This window comes from Mesorhizobium sp. M1396 (assembly GCF_040317725.1).
Classification (GTDB): Bacteria; Pseudomonadota; Alphaproteobacteria; order Rhizobiales; family Rhizobiaceae; genus Mesorhizobium.
This window is the reverse complement of sequence record NZ_JAMYLA010000008.1, coordinates 58,577-76,008: the sequence shown is the minus strand read 5'-3', so window position 1 is coordinate 76,008 and position 17,432 is coordinate 58,577. Positions and strand designations below refer to the sequence as shown.

At 61.9% G+C, this 17,432-nt stretch carries 15 protein-coding genes; 6 read left to right on the top strand and 9 right to left on the bottom strand.

Annotation, left to right across the window (positions count from 1 at the left end; translation table 11 throughout):
• The first annotated feature begins 48 nt into the window (after positions 1–48).
• Genes NKH02_RS07170 through NKH02_RS07160 form a run of 3 tightly spaced genes read left to right on the top strand, consistent with a single transcriptional unit; the run spans position 49 to position 4,346 of the window.
• On the top strand, positions 49–756 hold the full coding sequence (locus NKH02_RS07170; RefSeq protein WP_352877479.1) for an ABC transporter ATP-binding protein: 708 nt from the start codon (positions 49–51) through the stop codon (positions 754–756).
• Positions 757–761: 5 nt separating this feature from the next.
• A complete protein-coding gene (locus NKH02_RS07165; protein WP_352877477.1) occupies positions 762–3,125 on the top strand; it encodes an ABC transporter permease in 2,364 nt (787 codons plus the stop codon).
• A 3-nt stretch (positions 3,126–3,128) separates the two neighbouring features.
• Positions 3,129–4,346, top strand: coding sequence for an efflux RND transporter periplasmic adaptor subunit (locus tag NKH02_RS07160; RefSeq protein WP_352877474.1), 1,218 nt, complete (start codon positions 3,129–3,131; stop codon positions 4,344–4,346).
• Positions 4,347–4,645: 299 nt separating this feature from the next.
• On the opposite strand, the gene NKH02_RS07150 is transcribed toward NKH02_RS07160, so the two are convergent.
• From NKH02_RS07150 to NKH02_RS07115, 8 genes are all read right to left on the bottom strand, one after another.
• Positions 4,646–5,143 (bottom strand): RES family NAD+ phosphorylase, encoded by a 498-nt coding sequence (locus NKH02_RS07150; protein WP_352868755.1) that lies wholly within the window; start codon positions 5,141–5,143, stop codon positions 4,646–4,648.
• 8 nt (positions 5,144–5,151) lie between these two features.
• Positions 5,152–5,502, bottom strand: coding sequence for an MbcA/ParS/Xre antitoxin family protein (locus NKH02_RS07145; protein WP_352868753.1), 351 nt, complete (start codon positions 5,500–5,502; stop codon positions 5,152–5,154).
• 57 nt (positions 5,503–5,559) lie between these two features.
• Positions 5,560–6,534, bottom strand: a complete 975-nt coding sequence (locus NKH02_RS07140; RefSeq protein ID WP_352877472.1) for an oxidoreductase — start codon at positions 6,532–6,534, stop codon at positions 5,560–5,562.
• Positions 6,535–6,583: 49 nt separating this feature from the next.
• Positions 6,584–7,153 carry a TetR/AcrR family transcriptional regulator gene (locus NKH02_RS07135; RefSeq protein WP_352877470.1) on the bottom strand — a complete coding sequence of 190 codons (570 nt, stop codon included), beginning with the start codon at positions 7,151–7,153 and terminating at the stop codon, positions 6,584–6,586.
• Between the two features lie 155 nt (positions 7,154–7,308).
• The gene (locus tag NKH02_RS07130; RefSeq protein WP_352877468.1) at positions 7,309–8,169 is read right to left on the bottom strand and encodes an alpha/beta fold hydrolase; all 861 of its coding nucleotides are present in this window, start codon (positions 8,167–8,169) and stop codon (positions 7,309–7,311) included.
• A gap of 128 nt (positions 8,170–8,297) precedes the next feature.
• Positions 8,298–9,290: a cell division protein FtsZ gene (gene ftsZ, locus NKH02_RS07125; RefSeq protein ID WP_352877466.1), complete on the bottom strand. Its 993-nt coding sequence runs from the start codon at positions 9,288–9,290 to the stop codon at positions 8,298–8,300.
• 178 nt (positions 9,291–9,468) lie between these two features.
• Positions 9,469–10,737, bottom strand: a complete 1,269-nt coding sequence (fabF, locus tag NKH02_RS07120; protein WP_352877629.1) for a beta-ketoacyl-ACP synthase II — start codon at positions 10,735–10,737, stop codon at positions 9,469–9,471.
• A 46-nt stretch (positions 10,738–10,783) separates the two neighbouring features.
• Positions 10,784–11,362, bottom strand: coding sequence for a TetR/AcrR family transcriptional regulator (locus tag NKH02_RS07115; protein ID WP_352877463.1), 579 nt, complete (start codon positions 11,360–11,362; stop codon positions 10,784–10,786).
• A gap of 129 nt (positions 11,363–11,491) precedes the next feature.
• On the opposite strand from NKH02_RS07115, the gene NKH02_RS07110 reads away from it, so the two are divergent.
• The 3 genes from NKH02_RS07110 (at position 11,492) to NKH02_RS07100 (ending at position 16,419) form a co-directional block, all read left to right on the top strand.
• Entirely contained in the window at positions 11,492–12,556 is a 1,065-nt protein-coding gene (locus NKH02_RS07110; protein WP_502913787.1) for an efflux RND transporter periplasmic adaptor subunit, read from the top strand.
• Positions 12,557–12,558: 2 nt separating this feature from the next.
• Positions 12,559–15,669 (top strand): efflux RND transporter permease subunit, encoded by a 3,111-nt coding sequence (locus NKH02_RS07105; RefSeq protein ID WP_352877458.1) that lies wholly within the window; start codon positions 12,559–12,561, stop codon positions 15,667–15,669.
• 135 nt (positions 15,670–15,804) lie between these two features.
• On the top strand, positions 15,805–16,419 hold the full coding sequence (locus NKH02_RS07100; RefSeq protein ID WP_352877457.1) for a TetR/AcrR family transcriptional regulator: 615 nt from the start codon (positions 15,805–15,807) through the stop codon (positions 16,417–16,419).
• 8 nt (positions 16,420–16,427) lie between these two features.
• Here the strand turns inward: NKH02_RS07100 and NKH02_RS07095 are convergent, their stop codons facing one another.
• Positions 16,428–17,327: an AraC family transcriptional regulator gene (locus NKH02_RS07095; RefSeq protein ID WP_352877456.1), complete on the bottom strand. Its 900-nt coding sequence runs from the start codon at positions 17,325–17,327 to the stop codon at positions 16,428–16,430.
• Positions 17,328–17,432 lie beyond the last annotated feature (105 nt).

The window sequence follows — 17,432 nt, the reverse complement described above, 5'->3', positions numbered from 1 at the left end:
CTTAGCGCCGACGCGACAAATGCCTCGAACATCCGATTCCCAGCAGCCATGGCTGACACCGTCTTCACCGCAAGAGCGCTGACCAAAACCTACACCTCGGGTGAGACGCAGGTGTTTGCGTTGCGTAAGCTGGACCTAGAGATTTCGGCGGGAGAGATGGTCGTCCTGCTTGGCCCGTCGGGCAGCGGGAAATCGACCCTGCTCAATATCATGGGCGGGCTTGACCATGCCACGAGCGGACAGTTGTTCTTCAGGGACCAGGAGCTAACCAACCTCGACGATCGGGGGCTGACTGCCTATCGACGGCAGCACATTGGGTTTGTTTTTCAGTTCTACAATCTGATCCCCAGCCTGACGGCTTATGAGAACGTCGCCCTGGTCACGGAGATTTCCGATCATCCGATGCGCCCGGACGAGGCCCTGGCGCTGGTTGGACTTGAACCGAGGATGCACCATTTCCCGGCTCAGCTCTCGGGTGGCGAGCAGCAGCGGGTGGCCATTGCCCGCGCCATCGCCAAGCGTCCCGATGTCTTGCTCTGCGACGAGCCGACCGGCGCGCTGGATTCCAAAACGGGCATCCGGGTGATCGAGGCATTGCTCAGCATCAATGCGCAGCTTGGCACCACGACACTTATCATCACGCATAACGCCAGCATCCAGGATGTCGCCGACCGTGTGCTGTTTTTTGCCGATGGCCAAATCTCCAGAATTGCCAAGAACGAGGTGCGCCGGACTGCCGCCGAGCTTGTCTGGTGATCCGGATGCGCGCGCTGGACATCAAGCTTCTTCGCGATTTCGGCCGGCTCTGGGCGCAGGCGCTGGCGATTGCGCTCGTCATTGCCGGAGGCGTGGCGACGCTCATTCTCGCGGTCGGCTCCTACCGTTCTCTCGACGAGACGCGCACCGCATACTACGAACGCTACCGGTTTGCTGACGTCTTTGCCACGGTGAGCCGCGCGCCAAGGACGCTTGTCGACCAGATTGCCGAGATTCCCGGGGTTGCTTCGGTCGACGCGCGGATAGCCAAGCTCGTGCTGCTTGACATACCAGACTATCTGGAGCCGGCCACGGGTGAAGTCATCTCCCTGCCGGAGATCGGTGAGGCTTCGCTCAACCTGCTCTACATGCGTGTTGGTCGCATGCCGGAGCCTGGACGAGCCGAAGAGGTGGTCGTCAACGAAGGCTTTGCCTTGTCCCATGGCTTTCAGCCCGGGGCCCGCTTCTCGGCAATATTGAACGGCCGAAAGCGCGAATTGACGATTGTCGGGATCGCGCTGTCTCCCGAGTTTATCTACGCGGTCGGGCCAGGCGACATCATGCCGGACGACCGCCGCTTCGGCCTCATCTGGATGTCGGAAAAAGCGCTCGCCAGCGCCTATGACCTCGATGATGCGTTCTCCTCGGTTTCGTTGAAGTTACTGCGGGGCGCATCCGAGAGCGAGGTCATGATGCGCCTCGACGCGATGCTCGAGCGCTATGGTGGCCGAGCGGCCTATGGCCGGAAGGACCAGACTTCGCACGCCTGGCTGAACCACGAACTCGATATGCTCAACAATATGAGCCGGACGCTGCCACCGATCTTCCTTCTGGTGTCGTCATTTCTGGTCAATCTCACCCTCAGCCGGCTCGTTGTGCTGGAGCGCGAGCAGATCGGGCTGATGAAGGCGCTGGGATACAACAATGCCGGCATCGTCATGCACTACCTCAAATTCGTCGTCGTTATCGTGATGATCGGCATTGTGATGGGCAGTGCGGCGGGCACTTGGCTGGGGATGCGCATCACCAGTCTGTTCGGCGACTTTTTCCATTTTCCGTTCCTCGTCTTCACCAAGAGCCCGGACCTTTACGTCATTGCCGCCGCGCTCAGCCTCGTAGCGGCGATCATCGGGGCGGTGCGCGCGCTTCGCGAGGTCGTGCGATTGGCGCCTGCCGTAGCGATGCAGGCGCCGGCGCCTCCGCGCTATCGGCGACTCCTGCCGGCGAGCTCCGGCGTCGACAGGTTCATGTCGCAACCGACCACGATGATGTTGCGCAACATCACTCGCCATCCAGTCAGGTCATTGTTCACGACGCTTGGAATTGCATTGGCGACAGCCATCCTGATTGTTTCACTTTTCACCGGCGATGCGATGGAGGAGTTGATCGATGTGACGTATTTCCTGGCCGACCGCCAGGACGCCACCGTGAGCTTCGTGGAAAAACGCCCGCTGAACGTCGTCCTGCAGATCGCGCGGCTTCCGGGCGTTCTCGCCGCCGAGCCTTACCGCGAGGTGCCTGTCCGCATCAGGAACGGAAACATCGAGCGACGGATCATGATCAGTGGCAGGCCGCGTGACGCCGAGCTCAACCGCATCATTGATGTCGACCTGCGGCCGGTCGTCCTGCCGGAAGCGGGCCTGGCGATCTCGAGCATGCTTGCTAGAATTCTCGGGGTGAGGGTCGGCGATTCCGTCGAGGTCGACTTGCTCGAAGGAACGCGGCGGACCGTTGTCGTTCCTGTGGCAGCCATGGTCGAAGATTACTTCGGCATCCGCGGGATGATGGATTCAGAGACGCTCGCGCGCCTGATGCGCGAAGCGCCGTCGGTGAACAGCATCAATGTCAGCCTCGACCAGAACAGCCGGGAAACGTTCTATGCCGCCATCAAGAACCTGCCGATTGTCGGCGGCCTGGCTCTGCAGCGTGTGTCGCTTGCGAATTTCCGCAAGCTGGTTGCCCTTCTGATCACGACAATGGCCAGCATCTACACCGGGCTGGCTGCCGTCATCGCGTTCGGTGTCGTCTACAACAGCGCACGTATCTCGCTTTCCGAACGGGCGCGGGAGTTGGCCAGCTTGCGCGTCCTTGGCTTCACCCGGGGTGAAGTGTTGCGCATCCTCCTGTTGGAACTCGCCCTGCTCACATTGATCGCGCAGCCGCCTGGATGGCTCATTGGCTATGGTCTTGCCTGGATCATGCAGAAGAACCTGGCCGGCGAGCTGATGCGGGTACGCCTGATCGTTGAGCAGTCCACCTACGTCTTCGCCAGCGCGATCGTGATCGCCGCGGCCGTGCTTTCCGCGCTCGTCGTTCGCCGAAGGCTCAACGAGCTGGACCTTGTCAGCGTTCTCAAAACACGGGATTGAACCATGCACACGATCTGGATGAAGCGAACGTTGGGCATTGCAGCGTTGACCATCTTGGGCGCCGGCGCCGTCTGGTTCGCATGGCCGCGGCCGATTGCAGTGGATCTGGCAACGCTGACGAAAGGTCCCATGGAAGTCACGATCGACGACGAAGCGAAAACGCGCGTACGTCACGTCTATACAGTGTCAGCCCCGATCACCGGCAAGGTCCTACGGATCTCTCCACCCCGCCACATCGGAGACCACGTCACCAAGGACGAAACGGTCATGGCGGTGATGCAACCGACGTTGCCGAGCTTTCACGATGCACGCACGCATGAAGAACTGCGGGCGGCGCTGGCTGCGGCCGATGCCGCGATAAACCTTGCAGCTGCCGAAATAGCCCGGATCAAGGCCGGACTTGTATTTTCGCGAACGGAGCTCGGGCGGGCCGAAGCGCTTGCGCGCACCGAGGCAATCTCTATCAAGGCCCTCGACGGAGCCAAGTTCGACGTCGAAACCAATGACGCAGCGCTGGCCAGTGCGAAGGCTCAACTGGAGGTTCGCCGCAACGAGCGTGACAGCGTTGCAGCCCGGCTTGGTGAACAGTCCGACGCCGCGCCAGAGCCGGATCCGGCCTGCTGCATACAGTTGCGCGCTCCCGTAACCGGCAGCGTGCTGAACATCATCCAGGAGAGCGAAGGAGCCGTCCAGGCTGGTGCACCCCTGATCGAAATCGGCGATCCACTCGATCTCGAAATCGTCGCGGACCTGCTGTCGACCGATGCGGTCCGGATCAAGCCTGGCGCACCCGTCTGGATAGACAACTGGGGTGGGCCGGCGGTCCAGGGTCGCGTCGAACGAGTCGATCCAGCCGGGTTCACCAAGGTTTCCGCACTTGGCATCGAGGAACAACGCGTCCGCACGACCATCGACTTCACCGACCCTCCCGCGAAATGGTCGGCGCTAGGACATGATTATCGGGTGATCGCGCATGTCACGATTTGGAAAGCCGATGGCGTCCTGACCGTGCCGGTGGGCGCCCTGTTCCGACTGGGGGATGACTGGGCGGTGTTCGCGGTCAGGGACGGCCGTGCAAGGGCGACCATCATTAAGATCGGTCAGCGAAACAACCGGACAGCGGAGGTTCTGTCAGGCATTGTCGCAGGCGATCGCGTGGTGCTGCATCCGAGTGATAGAGTCATGGACGGCGTGTCCGTAGCGGAGCGAGGTGTACATTAGGCTGAACGCCAACATTGGCGTAACTCTCAGGCATATCTTCGGCCGGATTTTCGAAAGCCGTTCAGACTAATTCTTGTACCGACAACGGCAGGAGTTCGTTCTTTCCGCAAGCCTTGTCCGTCGTCGACCGCCTCGGAATGTCGCCGAGCGTGCGATACTCCTGTTCGCTGAGACGGCGGGCGTTGACGCTGTCCTTCGGTGCGAACGCCATGCACTGGGTGCCGCTCGATGATCCCGAGCTCCACTGCACAGGTGAGAATGCCGCCGAGGAGACCGATCTTCCGGGCCGCCGTACCAGCTCACCGCGACAGTCGACCCTCATCGTCGATAAGAGTCAGGCGAGAGGGCGGGGCATCTCCCCACGTCCAGAGCACGAGATTGACATCGTCCGCGGTCGCGCCCAGCGCAAAACTCCTGACGAGCAATCCGTGATAGCCAAGGCCGATCAGTCTTCGGGCAAATGCCTGCGTCACTGCCTCACCGGTCGCCTTCATCTGGTCGCGCCAGGAGCGATCAGCAAGCGCGCCGGCATCAACACTCTCGGCCAGAAGCACCTGTTCGTCCCGGCTGTCGAATATCTGCTCGATGTCTGCGTCGTAGGAGACTAGCGTGGTCGGCTGCAAATTGCCGACCTGATTTGCTTCCCGCAGCGCGGTCAGCACGGACAGAGATGTATAGAGTGCGGGAGTACCCTTCGGATTAAACCGACCGCCGTAAAGCTCAGCACCGCGACCCGAAAGCGGCGCGCGCGCGTAAATGGGGTTTAGCGCCCGATAGAGCTTGCCTCGATACTGCATTCACCGGGTCAGGCGTGGATGCCGGCATCGACGGCGTCGATATAGTCGAGCACCTCGTCAGCCCGACCGCTACGGACCAGTTGCATGGCCGTCTGCCCGGAGAAGCCGGGCAACGGTTCGGATCGATACCATGCATAGGCCATGAGAGCCGAGCCGAGGCGCGGCTCGACCTTATTTACGATCTCCACCATTTCGCGCAGCCGGCGCTGGGTTTTGTCCGACCGAACGCGGTCCTTGCGCTGGACGGCGTCCTTGCCAAGCCCGGCAGTCTTCGCAACTTCCTCGCTGGTCGTTCGCAGAGCCTCCGCGATCTTGCGCGGCACGAAAAACCCGTTGTCGGAATATTGAATTAAGCCCATCAGCTGCTTCCTATCGACGCATATTATGACGTAATATAGCGTCAAATCTGGCGGCATTCAATGGGCGCATGATGTTGTCGATATGCTCGATGCCGCAGCTGGCGACGGCGAACTGGGTGTGGTCCGCAAGCCTGGATCGATGCCGGTCATGGCGATGGAGGCGTCCCAGAGCCGCTTTGCGAGCGCGGGATCTTCCGCATGCGGCGCGCGCTTTGCCTCGCCGGCTACACCGCGGATTCCGCCAAAGCCGGTGGGACCGTAATAGCCTCCGGGCTTCACCTTGCCGGTCGCACCCAGAAGTGCCGGCCACGCGCCCTTGTCGGCGCTGTTGAGCAACAGGCCGACGATTGGGCCTGCGATCTGGACAACTCCCATGTGACGGCCAAGACTTGTGCTGGCGATGCCAGGGTGAACGCCGATTGCAGTGACGGGCGACTTCGCCGCGCGCAGGCGGCGATCCAGTTCGAAGAAGAACAGCGCGCTCGCCAGCTTGCTGGCGCCGTAGCGATCGTTCTTGATGTAGCTCTTGTCGGCGTTGAGGTCGTCCCAGTCGATCTTGGCCTTCAGATGCGCGACGCTGGAGGTCACGACCACCCGCGCTCCCAGGGTCTCCGCCAGTTTAGGCAGAAGCAGCGAGGTGAGCGCGAACACGCCGAGATGATTGACGCCGAACTGCGATTCGAACCCCTGCTTCGTGCGCGTCAGCGGCGGGTTCATGATCCCGGCATTGTTGATGAGCGCATCGATCCGTGGCTCCTTCGCGGCGATCTCGGCTGCGGTGCGAACGCTGTCGAGGTCACCGAGGTCGAGCGGCAACCAGACGAGATCGGCGTTCGGCGTGATCCGCTTGATCCGCGCGATGGCATCCAGCGCCCTGGTTTGCTCGCGGCAGCCAAGCAGGACGCGCGCGCCACTGGCGGCAAGCACCCGCGCGATTTCGAACCCGACGCCGGCGTTGGCGCCTGTGACGATGAAGCTTTTTCCCGTCTGTTTGGGGACGTCGGCTTCGGTAAAACCCTTACTATTCGACATTTTCGATCCTTATGTGTGAGTGCCTACATGCTCATTTATCAGTTAAAACTCAGGCGGCGGACCCCTTCCAGAACAGGTCGAACCCGGCCTGCCGGATGGCGTCACTTTCCTGGGGTCTGGCCGTGACCGCGTTGATGCTGATGTCGGCCAAGTCGAAGAGAATGGTATCGATGTAGAAGGCGATCCTGTCAGGCGCGGCATGGCCGGCGAGACACTCCTCCACCATCGTCCGCGCATCCCGCAGCATGGCGTGGCACCGGTTCCGGCTTTCCGCTGTCACGCGATCCGACACCTTCAACTGGCGAAGGGCCTTGCGCGCTGTAGCGTGAGCCAGTCCCCAGTCGATCAGGCGGTTCCAAAACGCGAATAGTCGGTCTTTGGCGGAGGAGTCCGCCGGATATGGGGCCAGCATCGTCTCTGTGAAGTTGGCCTCGATCTCGAGAAAGAGCTGGTTGAGCAGATCGTCCTTGGTTGGAAAGTAAGTGAACAGCGTCCCCTCGGAAACGCCAGCCGCCTTTGCGATCTTGGCCGTGGACGCGCCTGTGCCCAGGCAGGCCACGAACTCGGCCGCTGCATCGAGCAGTGCCTGTCGCTTTTCTTCACTGAGGGGACGCGCCATATTTCCGTCTAGCGATATTGAGTGAGTAGATACTCAACTATATAGGGGATGGCATGAGACTGGTCAACCCCTCATGAGCCAGATGAGGTAGAGACTGCGAATGGCGACACGGAGCGGACCCTATGTCCAAGGGCAAGACCACTCGGCTGAACGGCTCAAAGGGCGCTGGTCCCCAGTATGATGCCCGCCAGTTCCGATGGATTCTCCACCGCTGAAAAGTGTCCAGTATTCTTGAGCGTAAACAGTCGCGCGTCAGGGAGCAGTGCCCGGGTTCGCTCCCTTTCGTTCGGGCGCGACCAGTCGCTGTCGCCATAGATCAGCGTCACGGGCGCTGAGACGAGCCGATACTGGTCCCGCGCCTTGCTCCAGGATCGCCACCCTGCCAGCACCTTGCGCGCGACGCGCCTGTATCCAGGGCGGTTGGCCACCCGGCCGAACTCGGTGAGAAGGTCGGAAGGAAGTTTACGCGGATCGTGATATCCGCCGCCCATTATTTTCCCGAGCACCATCTTGTTTTCCATCCACGCATTGAACGGGCCCAGAACTGGGACTTGCAAACTTCCGATGATGAAATTCGCGAACCAGTTGCCACGTCGGAGCCCATCTCCGTAACGGGTTTCGTAGTCGTAAGGATTGCTGGCGAAGACGCGCTCGACCCGCTGCGGAATTGCGGCCGCGACCGTGAGAGCCAATGCACCCCCGATCGATTCGCCCACAAGCGTGACGCCGGTGAGGTTCAGCTTCTCGATGAAGCCGATGACGCCTTGCCTGAAATACGGCTCATCGAAGCGCGCGAGCCGGTCGATCGGCGAATGGCCGTGTCCAGGCAGATCGATGGCATACACCGTATACGACTCGGTGAGCAGGGGCGCCAAATCGCGAAAGTACTCGAGCTGTGTGCGGATCGTATGCATAAGGACCAATGGCGGCCCATTGCCGGTCTTTTCATAACGCAGACTGAGCGTGTCCGATATTTGCAAGAGGCTTGGTTCGATTATGGACGAGGAGGTTAGCATTTATCTCTCTCTTTTATTTTATTGGAGGGTTTCTCGAATGGGCCCTGGGCGATCTTCGCTCAACTTTTGTCGGCGTCGATGAAAGTGCGAGCCGTGGCGAGCCGGTACGATGGCGTCTAATGTCGCCTTCATGCGAACTTCCGCCCGAATTCGATCACCTCTGCCGTCTGCCGGAGCCCGGTCGCAACGACGGACACCCTGAACTTTCCTTGGAGTGCGTCGTCGAATGTGGCGCCGACGATGATGTCGGCGTCCGCGTCGACTTCCTCACGGATGCGGGTCGCCGCCTCGTCCACTTCGAACAGCGTCATATCCGGTCCGCCGGAAATCGAGACAAGGACGCCTCTTGCACCTCGCATCGACGCTTCATCGAGAAGCGGATTTGCGATCGCGGCTTCCGCGGCGATCTTTGCGCGGTTCAGTCCGGTCGCCTCGCCGGTGCCCATCACGGCGCGCCCCATATCGCGCATCACAGCTCTCACGTCGGCGAAGTCGAGATTGATCAACCCTTCCTTCACGATCACGTCGGTGACGCAGCCTACTCCCGCATAGAGAATGCGATCCGCCATGGCGAAGGCGTCCGCGAAGGTCGTCTTCGCATCGGCGACCCGGAAAAGGTTCTGGTTCGGGATGACGATAACCGTGTCCGCGCACTCGCGGAGGCGCTCGATACCTTGTTCCGCCGCCCGCATCCGGTGCCCGCCCTCGAAGACGAACGGCTTGGTGACGACGCCCACGGTGAGAATGCCGGCCCGACGTGCGGCATGGGCAATGACGGGTGCCGCCCCGGTTCCAGTTCCGCCTCCCATGCCCGCCGTCACGAAACACATATGGGTGCCGGCAAGATGGTCCATGATCTCATCGATCGATTCCTCAGCGGCCGCCTGGCCGACTTCGGGGAGGGAGCCGGCTCCCAATCCCGCTGTCGTGTTGGCGCCCAACTGGATCAGGCGCGATGCCTTCGACATGGCAAGCGCCTGGGCATCGGTGTTCGCAACGACGAATTCCGCGCCCTCGAGATTCTGGAGGATCATGTTGTTGACGGCGTTTCCGCCGCCTCCGCCCACGCCGATCACGGTGATCCTTGGCTTCAGCTCAATGATGTTGGGGAGGGCAGTCATCGCGAATCTCCATAAGATGCACGCCCATCAGCCTTGCCGGGCATGCGCGGAACATACGAATCCCGGAAACTTCCGTTTCCGGCAGGGAATAGGGCCGCGATCGCAAGCGGCCGGATTGCCAAGCGGTCAGCGGTGAAGTTTTCAATCACCGGTCGCTCCGGTGCTCGCGCCGGTCGGATCATCCCGTCCAGCGCCTGAACAAGGCGCTGGCGTTCACACCGCCAAAGCCGAAGCCATTGCAGATCGCGTAGTCCATCTCCATTGGCCGGGCCTCGTTCGCGACGAAATCTATGCCGTCGGCGGCCGGATCGGGCGCGCTCAAATTGAGTGTCGGCGGTGCCACCTGGTCCCTGATCGCCAGGATCGAGAAGATGGCACCAAGCCCGCCGGCCGCGCCCAGCAGATGTCCGGTCGCCGATTTCGTTGCGCTGACTGCTATCGCGAAATCGCGCCCGAATACGCTCTTGATCGCTTCGATCTCACCCAGATCGCCCACCGGCGTGGAGGTCGCATGCGCATTGAGATGACGAACCTCGCGCGATGAAATACCGGCTTGCGCAATCGCGATCTCCATGGCCCGGCGCGCGCCATCGCCATCCTCGGGACCGGAGGTGACATGATGCGCATCCGCCGTCGTGCCGTATCCGACGACCTCGGCGAGCGGTTTCGCACCGCGCGCAAGCGCATGGCTCAATTCCTCGATGACCAGGACACCGGCCCCTTCACCCATGACGAAGCCGTCCCGCGATACGTCGAACGGACGAGAGGCTTGATCAGGACGGTGATTAAAGGAGGTCGAAAGAGAGCGTGCGGCAGCAAACCCACCAAGACTGACGATGTTCATGCACGCTTCCGTGCCTCCGCAAACGGCGATATCAGCTTCGTTCGCGCGGATAAGACGGGCCGCATCGCCGATCGCCTGGATGCCGGCCGCGCACGCCGTCACCGGTGCGCCGAGTGGACCTTTGAAGCCATGACGGATTGAGATGTGGCCCGCTGCTAGGTTCACCAGGAAGGAGGGCACCGTAAAGGGCGACAGGCGGCGGGCGCCACGCAGGTCGACTGTGCGCACCGCCTCGGTGATGGCGGGGAAGCCGCCGATCCCTGAAGCGATGACCGTTGCTGTGCGCAGGCGATCCGCTTCCAAGGCAGGCTTCCATTTCGCCTGCGCAAGGGCCTCTTCCGCCGCTGCCAGCGCAAAGAAAATGAATCGATCTACCTTGCGCTGGTCCTTCGCGGACAGGATGCCGTCAGGATCGAAGCCGGCGTCGGGGTCTTCTTCCACGGAGGGAACCACGCCGCCGATCTTCGCCGGCAGGTCTCCCACGACGTCGTCCGAAAGCCTACGGATGCCCGAGCGACCGGCCAGCAGCCGCGACCATGACGCTTCGACATTGGCGGCAAGGGGCGTGACCGCCCCTATGCCTGTAACAACAATCCGTCGCATCGATTCTCCTGTCACTTGGGTGCGCGGGCAGCGCTGCCGCCGCCGTTCAAGCGGCGACTGCTTCGCGAACCTGATCGGTTGCCGCATTCAGAAAGGCCTGCGCGAGGTCGGGGTCGTTGACGACCCGCGAGAGGAGCACGGCACCGACCATTGTCGAGAGAATGGCCATGGCCTTATCGCCGGGTTTTTCGTCGTCGGCCTCGCCAACCCAAGGGCCGAGCATCTCGAGGTATTCCCTGATTCCGGCCTCGAATGACGCCTTCACCTCGGCGCCCTGTCTGGCAGCATCCGAGCCGAGCGCAACGACCGGGCAGCCGTCCGTCTTTTCTCCGCGATGGTCCATACTGAGATAGAATGAGATCACTGCGTCGAGCGGATTCTCAGGGTTTGCCGCGGTTGCGGCCGACCACCTGTGGGTGGCGCTCTCCATCGCCCGCCTGGACGCCTGGGCTGCCAAGTCCTCCTTTGACGCGAATTGCTTGTAAAAGGCGCCCTGCGTCAGCCCGGCACCCTTCATCAAATCCTTGAGGCCGATGCCGTCAAAACCGCGCTCGCGAAAAAGCCGGCTTGCCACATTGATGACGGTCTCGCGGTTTTCCGCGGCTTGAATTCGGCTCACTCGCATCATCGCTCTCCTTTTTGATTGCGTTCGTAATCTATAATCGGTATAGAGGTCGAATGCAATCTATTTCGAGATGAGGCGACGAGCGTGAAAAAGAGAACCGTTTTCGTATTGGGATCGACCCTGACGGCGATGTCATGGGCGGCGGCATTCGTCACGCTTGCCACTCCCGCGCAGGAAGCCTCTTTGGTGACCGATCCAAGGCAGGAAGCACCATTCGTCAGGCTTGTGTCGGCAGCGCCGGTCACCGGGTCGGAACGTGGCTTCACCGGCATCATCGCGGCGAGGGTGCAGAGCAATCTCGGCTTCCGGGTTCCAGGCAAGATCGTGGAACGGTTGGTGGATGTCGGTCAGGAAGTTAAAGCCGGTCAGCCGCTGATGCGGATTGACGATACCGATCTGCGCCTTGCGCTTTCGGCGAAACGCAATGCCGTCGCGGCAGCGCGCGCGACAGTCGCTCAGACACAGCCGGATGAACGGCGATACGCCAGTTTGCTTGGCAGTGGGTGGATTACACCGCAGCGCTACGAGCAGGCTAAGGCTGCGATGGAAACAGCCCAAGCGCAACTCGCCGCCGCCGAAGCCGACGCACGGGTCGCCGAGAACGAGGCGGCCTATGCAGTCCTGTTGGCGGACGCGGATGGGACGGTGGTTGAAACGCTTGGCGAGCCGGGGCAGGTCGTCGCAGCCGGCCAGCCAGTGATCCGGACCGCCAAGGCAGGCCCGCGCGAAGCAATTGTCGCGCTCCCCGAAACCATTCGGCCGGCGATCGGCTCGGCGGCCGAGGCCAGCGTGTATGGTGGCGACGAGCGTCGTTACTCAGCGCATCTCCGACAGTTGTCGGACTCCGCCGATGCCCAGACCCGCACGTATGAGGCCCGCTATGTGCTCGACGGCGAGGCTGCCGCGGCACCGCTTGGCGCGACGGTAACCATTCGGCTCGCAAGCCAGGTGAAACAGCCAGAGGTCCAGGTGCCACTGGGGGCCGTGCTTGATGACGGCCGCAAGACCGGCGTTTGGGTGTTGGACAGCGCCACCTCAACCGTACACTTTCAGCCCGTCCAGCTTGTTCGTGTAACCAGCGAAACCGCTGTGATCTCCGGATTGAACTCCAACGTTCCCATTGTCTCGCTCGGCGCTCATCTCCTGCAGGAGGGGGCCCGCGTCAGGACTGCTTCCGAAAGCGGGAGCAACTGACGATGAACCTCAATCTTTCCGCGATCGCCGTTCGCGAACGCGCCGTCACCCTGTTCTTCATCCTCTTGCTGGTGGCTGCCGGCGCATACGCCTTCCTCATGCTCGGGCGGGCGGAGGATCCCAACTTCACCATCAAGACCCTGACGGTCACAACGGCATGGCCGGGCGCGACGGCCCGCGAGATGCAGGACCTTGTCGCCGAGCCGTTGGAGAAGCGGCTTCAGGAGCTCACCTGGTACGATCGGGTCGAGACGACCACGCGGCCGGGATACGCCTATATGACGGTCACGCTGAAGGACAGCACGCCGCCATCCGCCGTGCAGGAAGAATTTTACCAGGCCCGCAAGAAGCTCGGGGATGAAGCCCGCAACCTGCCGCCCGGCGTCTACGGCCCCTTCGTCAACGACGAATATTCGGATGTGAGTTTCGCACTTTATGCGCTGAAGGCCAAAGGCATGCCGATGCGTGAACTGGCCAGGCAGGCTGAGACCATTCGCCAGGATCTTCTGCACGTGCCCGGCGTCAAGAAGATCAACATACTCGGCGAACGTCCGGAGCAGATATTCGTCGAGTTCTCCTATGCCAAGCTGGCAACCCTCGGCGTGTCCGCACAAGATATCGTTGCGGCCTTGCAAAGGCAGAACACCGTCACGCCGGCGGGCTCGATCGATACTCAGGGGCCGCAGGTCTTCATCAGGCTCAACGGCGCCTATGACGGTGTCCAGGCTATCGCCGACACGCCGATCGTTACCGGGGGGCGGACGCTGAAGCTTTCCGACGTTGCCGAGGTCCGCCGCGGCTACGAGGACCCTCCCACCTATCTCATCCGACGCCAGGGCGAGCCCACCATCATGCTCGCGGCCGTTATGCAGGAGGGTTGGGACGGTCGCGCGCTCGGCAAGGCGCTGGAGGACAGGACGGCGGCCATCGCACGGACATTGCCGCTTGGGATAACGCTCGACAAGGTGTCCGACCAGGCCGTCAACATCACCTCGGCGGTCGACGAATTCATGTTGAAGTTCGCAATGGCGCTCGGCGTCGTGCTGCTGATCAGCCTGCTCAGCATGGGCTGGCGCGTCGGCATCGTCGTGGCGGCCGCCGTCCCGCTGACGCTTGCCGCCGTGTTCCTCATCATGCTGGAGACCGGCCGGTTCTTCGATCGTATCACGCTCGGCGCCCTCATCCTGGCGCTCGGCCTTCTCGTGGACGACGCCATCATCGCCATCGAGGTGATGGTGGTGAAGATGGAAGAGGGCATGGATCGCATCAAGGCGGCGGCCTATGCCTGGAGCCATACCGCGGCGCCGATGCTGTCGGGAACGCTCGTGACGATCGCTGGGTTCCTGCCCGTGGGCTTCGCACGCTCGACGGCCGGCGAGTACGCCGGCAACATCTTCTGGGTCGTGGGGTTTGCCCTCATTGTCTCCTGGATCGTCGCGGTGGTCTTCACGCCCTACCTTGGCGTCAAGATGCTGCCCGCGATCCAGCCGATCGAAGGCGGCGTTCACGCCATATACGACACACCGAACTATCGGCGCCTGCGGCGGCTCATCATCTTTGCCGTGCGCCACAAGTTCGTGACCTGCGGTGTCGTCGCCATCGTTTTCGCGCTTTCGGTTGTCGGTATGGGCAGCCTGAAACAGCAGTTCTTCCCGACATCCGACCGCCCCGAAGTGCTGGTCGAGGTTCGTCTGCCGGAAGGCACCAGCATCGAGACGACGACCGCCACAGTGGAGAAGCTGGAGCACTGGCTGGACGGCCAACCCGAAGCCAGGATCGTCACGAGTTACGTCGGTCAGGGCGCTCCGCGCTTCTTCTTTGCGATGGCACCGGAACTGCCTGATCCTGCCTTTGCCAAGATCGTCGTGCTGACACCGGACGCGGAGGCACGCGAGGCGCTGAAGCACCGGCTCCGGGAGGCGGTATCGCAGGGGCTCGCGCCCGAGGCCAATGTCCGCGTCACGCAGCTTGTGTTCGGACCCTACACGCCGTTCCCTGTCGAGTTCCGGGTCATGGGACCTGATCCCGCGCAACTATATGCCATCTCCGAAAAAGCACTTGATGCGATGCGAGGCGTCGCGGACGTGCGGCAGGCCAATCGCGACTGGGGCAACCGCACGCCCGTACTGCGCTTCATCCCTGACCAGGATCGACTGAACCTCATCGGGCTGTCGCCGGCGGAGGTGGCCCAGCAGCTCCAGTTCCTGCTCACCGGCATTCCCGTCACACAGGTCCGCGAGGACATTCGCAATGTCCCGATCGTGGCGCGCAGCGCTGGGGCTGAGCGGCTGGATCCGTCGCGTCTGGCGGATTTCTCGCTGATGAGCCGGGACGGCCGCCAGATTCCCCTCGACCAGATCGGTCATTCGGAGGTCCGCCTGGAAGAGCCGATCCTGAAGCGCCGCGATCGTCTGCCGGTCATCACGATTCGCTCGGATATCAATGAGGCAACGCAGCCTCCAGAGGTCTCCAAGCAGATCATGACGGCCCTGCAGCCGCTGATCGCTTCCCTTCCGGCCGGCTATCGCATCGAAATGGGTGGATCAATTGAGGAGGCGACCAAGGCCAACACTGCTTTGGGCAAGATCTTCCCGGCCATGATCGCCGCCATGCTGATCGTCATCATGCTGCAGGTACGATCCTTCTCGACGATGTTCATGGTCGTGCTGACGGCACCGCTTGGCCTCGTCGGCGTCGTGCCGATGTTGCTCACCTTCAACCAGCCTTTCGGGTTCAACGCCATTCTGGGCCTCATAGGACTGGCCGGCATCCTGATGCGCAATACGCTGATCCTGACGGAACAGATCAAGGAGAACCGTGCTGCCGGTCTTGACGACTATCACGCCGTCATTGAGGCCACCGTGCAACGCACGAGGCCCGTCATCCTGACCGCTCTCGCCGCCGTGCTGGCTTTCATCCCCCTTACGCACTCCGTGTTCTGGGGATCGATGGCATACACACTGATCGGCGGCACGGCGGCCGGCACGGTGCTGATCCTGCTCTTCCTTCCCGCTCTTTATGCCGCGTGGTTCCGGATCAAGCCGACTGCAGATGAGGCCCATCAGGCTTCGACCGAAGAACCGGAATTGCAAACAGCGATGGCGGCCGAATAGCGCACTGTTGTCGGAAAAGACGGTTCAAGTTCTTGCCCGCTGGCCTGAAATTTGCAAGCCAGCTGCACGATCTTGCCGTCTGCCGATGACTGTCCACGCGAGCCGCGAAGAGGGGCATCAGCACTGGAGACATCAATGGATCGCCCGGATCGAAAGCGACCTGATCGAAACGAGGTGCGCCGGCGCATTCTGGAGGTGGCGGAGGAGCACTTTCGCCGCATCGGCTACCATAAGACTTCGGTTGCCGATATCGCCTCCGAACTCGGCATGAGCACGGCGAACGTCTACCGTTTCTTCCCCTCGAGGGACGCAATCAAAGAATCCATCTGCGGCCAAGCTTTGAACGAGGTAGCTGACATCGCCCTCGCAATCGCACGCACGAACGCGCCAGCCGGGGAGAAACTCGGCCAGCTACTGACCGCCGTTCACCACCACAAGAAGAGGACGCTGGTCAAGGAAAAGCGCATGCACGACCTGATTGTCGCCGCCATGCAGGAGAACTGGGCGATCATCAAGGCGTATATCGAGGACATGGTAACGACTTTAGGGATCGTCATCCGCGAGGGCATCGAATCGGGTGAATTCAACGTCGAAGATTCCGCTGCGGCGGCGCGTGCCGTCCACACCGCGTTCACGCCGTTCCTCCATCCGGTGCTGATCGAGCGCTGCCTCGAACACGGCGAGGATACCGAAGTGGGCTTGCGCGCGCAGATTGGATTTTGCCTGAAAGCTCTTGGCAAGTCGGCCTAACATGCCGGCTAGGCCAACGCCGGCTCCCCGATCGCCTGCCTGATCTGACGAACGTCGCGCGCTGGCGGTGCGCCGAACTGCCGGAGATATTCGCGGCTGAATTGCGAGGCGCTCTCGTAGCCGACCGCGAAGGCCACATCGGATGCGCTATGGTCGCCAGCGAGCAACAACTGCCGCGCTTCCTGCAACCGAAGCTGTTTCTGATACTGGAGCGGGCTGAGACCGGTCATTGCCAGAAAATGGCGATGCAGGCTGGCGCGGCTCATGCCGCTTGCATCGCATAGCGCCTCTATGCGCAAACGGGTATTCTGATTGTCCCTTATCCATCCCACCGCTCGCCGGATACGGCCCAGCGCACCCTCGGGCCGCGCGATCTGACGCAACAGGCGACCCTGCGGACCTTGCAGGAGACGATAGAGCAATTCACGTTCCGCCATGGGAGCAAGAACGGGAATGTCGGCCGGGGTGTCGAGCAACGACAGCAGGCGCAGCAAGGTGTCGCGCAGCGGCGCCGTCATCGGATTGATCGCAATGCCGATCCCTTGGGGATCAATGTCGCGCACCTGCGGCATGGTCGACGCAACATCGGCCAGAATGGCAGGGTCCAGGACCAGCGACACCGCGACATAGGGTTGGCCGTCATCGGCATCCAGTATCTGGCCGATCAGCGGCAGATCGAGGGCGCTGATGAGGTAGTGCGCGGGATCGTAGCTTAAAAGATCGTCGTTGATCGCCACATGCTTCGAACCCTGCAGGATGAAGCAGATCATCGAGCGGTACAGGCACGGTGCCTTGCCGGTGGTCGCCTGTCCCACGCTGATCTCCAGCCGCGGGATCGGCGTGATGGTTATCCCTGATGGCGCGTGGCGCAGCGCGATGTCGAGATGCGGCTTGAGATGGTCTGTCATCGTCAGACCATACCATCGTCAGTCCGCCAGGCAAGCGATTGAGACAATCGGGCAAGATGTTGAGCGTATCGGGCGGGTTCGTCGAGCCGGCGTCGCCTACCTTTG

Bases quoted from the DNA above. Each gene is read 5' to 3' on its own strand.
- NKH02_RS07135 (WP_352877470.1), bottom strand. From the start codon at position 7,153: ATGGCGCGTCCCCTCAGTGAAGAAAAGCGACAGGCACTGCTCGATGCA.
- NKH02_RS07095 (WP_352877456.1), bottom strand. From the start codon at position 17,327: ATGACAGACCATCTCAAGCCGCATCTCGACATCGCGCTGCGCCACGCG.
- NKH02_RS07100 (WP_352877457.1), top strand. From the start codon at position 15,805: ATGGATCGCCCGGATCGAAAGCGACCTGATCGAAACGAGGTGCGCCGG.
- NKH02_RS07160 (WP_352877474.1), top strand. From the start codon at position 3,129: ATGCACACGATCTGGATGAAGCGAACGTTGGGCATTGCAGCGTTGACC.
- NKH02_RS07130 (WP_352877468.1), bottom strand. From the start codon at position 8,169: ATGCTAACCTCCTCGTCCATAATCGAACCAAGCCTCTTGCAAATATCG.
- NKH02_RS07145 (WP_352868753.1), bottom strand. From the start codon at position 5,502: ATGGGCTTAATTCAATATTCCGACAACGGGTTTTTCGTGCCGCGCAAG.
- NKH02_RS07105 (WP_352877458.1), top strand. From the start codon at position 12,559: ATGAACCTCAATCTTTCCGCGATCGCCGTTCGCGAACGCGCCGTCACC.
- NKH02_RS07170 (WP_352877479.1), top strand. From the start codon at position 49: ATGGCTGACACCGTCTTCACCGCAAGAGCGCTGACCAAAACCTACACC.
- fabF (WP_352877629.1), bottom strand. From the start codon at position 10,737: ATGCGACGGATTGTTGTTACAGGCATAGGGGCGGTCACGCCCCTTGCC.
- NKH02_RS07140 (WP_352877472.1), bottom strand. From the start codon at position 6,534: ATGTCGAATAGTAAGGGTTTTACCGAAGCCGACGTCCCCAAACAGACG.
- NKH02_RS07115 (WP_352877463.1), bottom strand. From the start codon at position 11,362: ATGCGAGTGAGCCGAATTCAAGCCGCGGAAAACCGCGAGACCGTCATC.
- ftsZ (WP_352877466.1), bottom strand. From the start codon at position 9,290: ATGACTGCCCTCCCCAACATCATTGAGCTGAAGCCAAGGATCACCGTG.
- NKH02_RS07110 (WP_502913787.1), top strand. From the start codon at position 11,492: ATGTCATGGGCGGCGGCATTCGTCACGCTTGCCACTCCCGCGCAGGAA.
- NKH02_RS07150 (WP_352868755.1), bottom strand. From the start codon at position 5,143: ATGCAGTATCGAGGCAAGCTCTATCGGGCGCTAAACCCCATTTACGCG.
- NKH02_RS07165 (WP_352877477.1), top strand. From the start codon at position 762: ATGCGCGCGCTGGACATCAAGCTTCTTCGCGATTTCGGCCGGCTCTGG.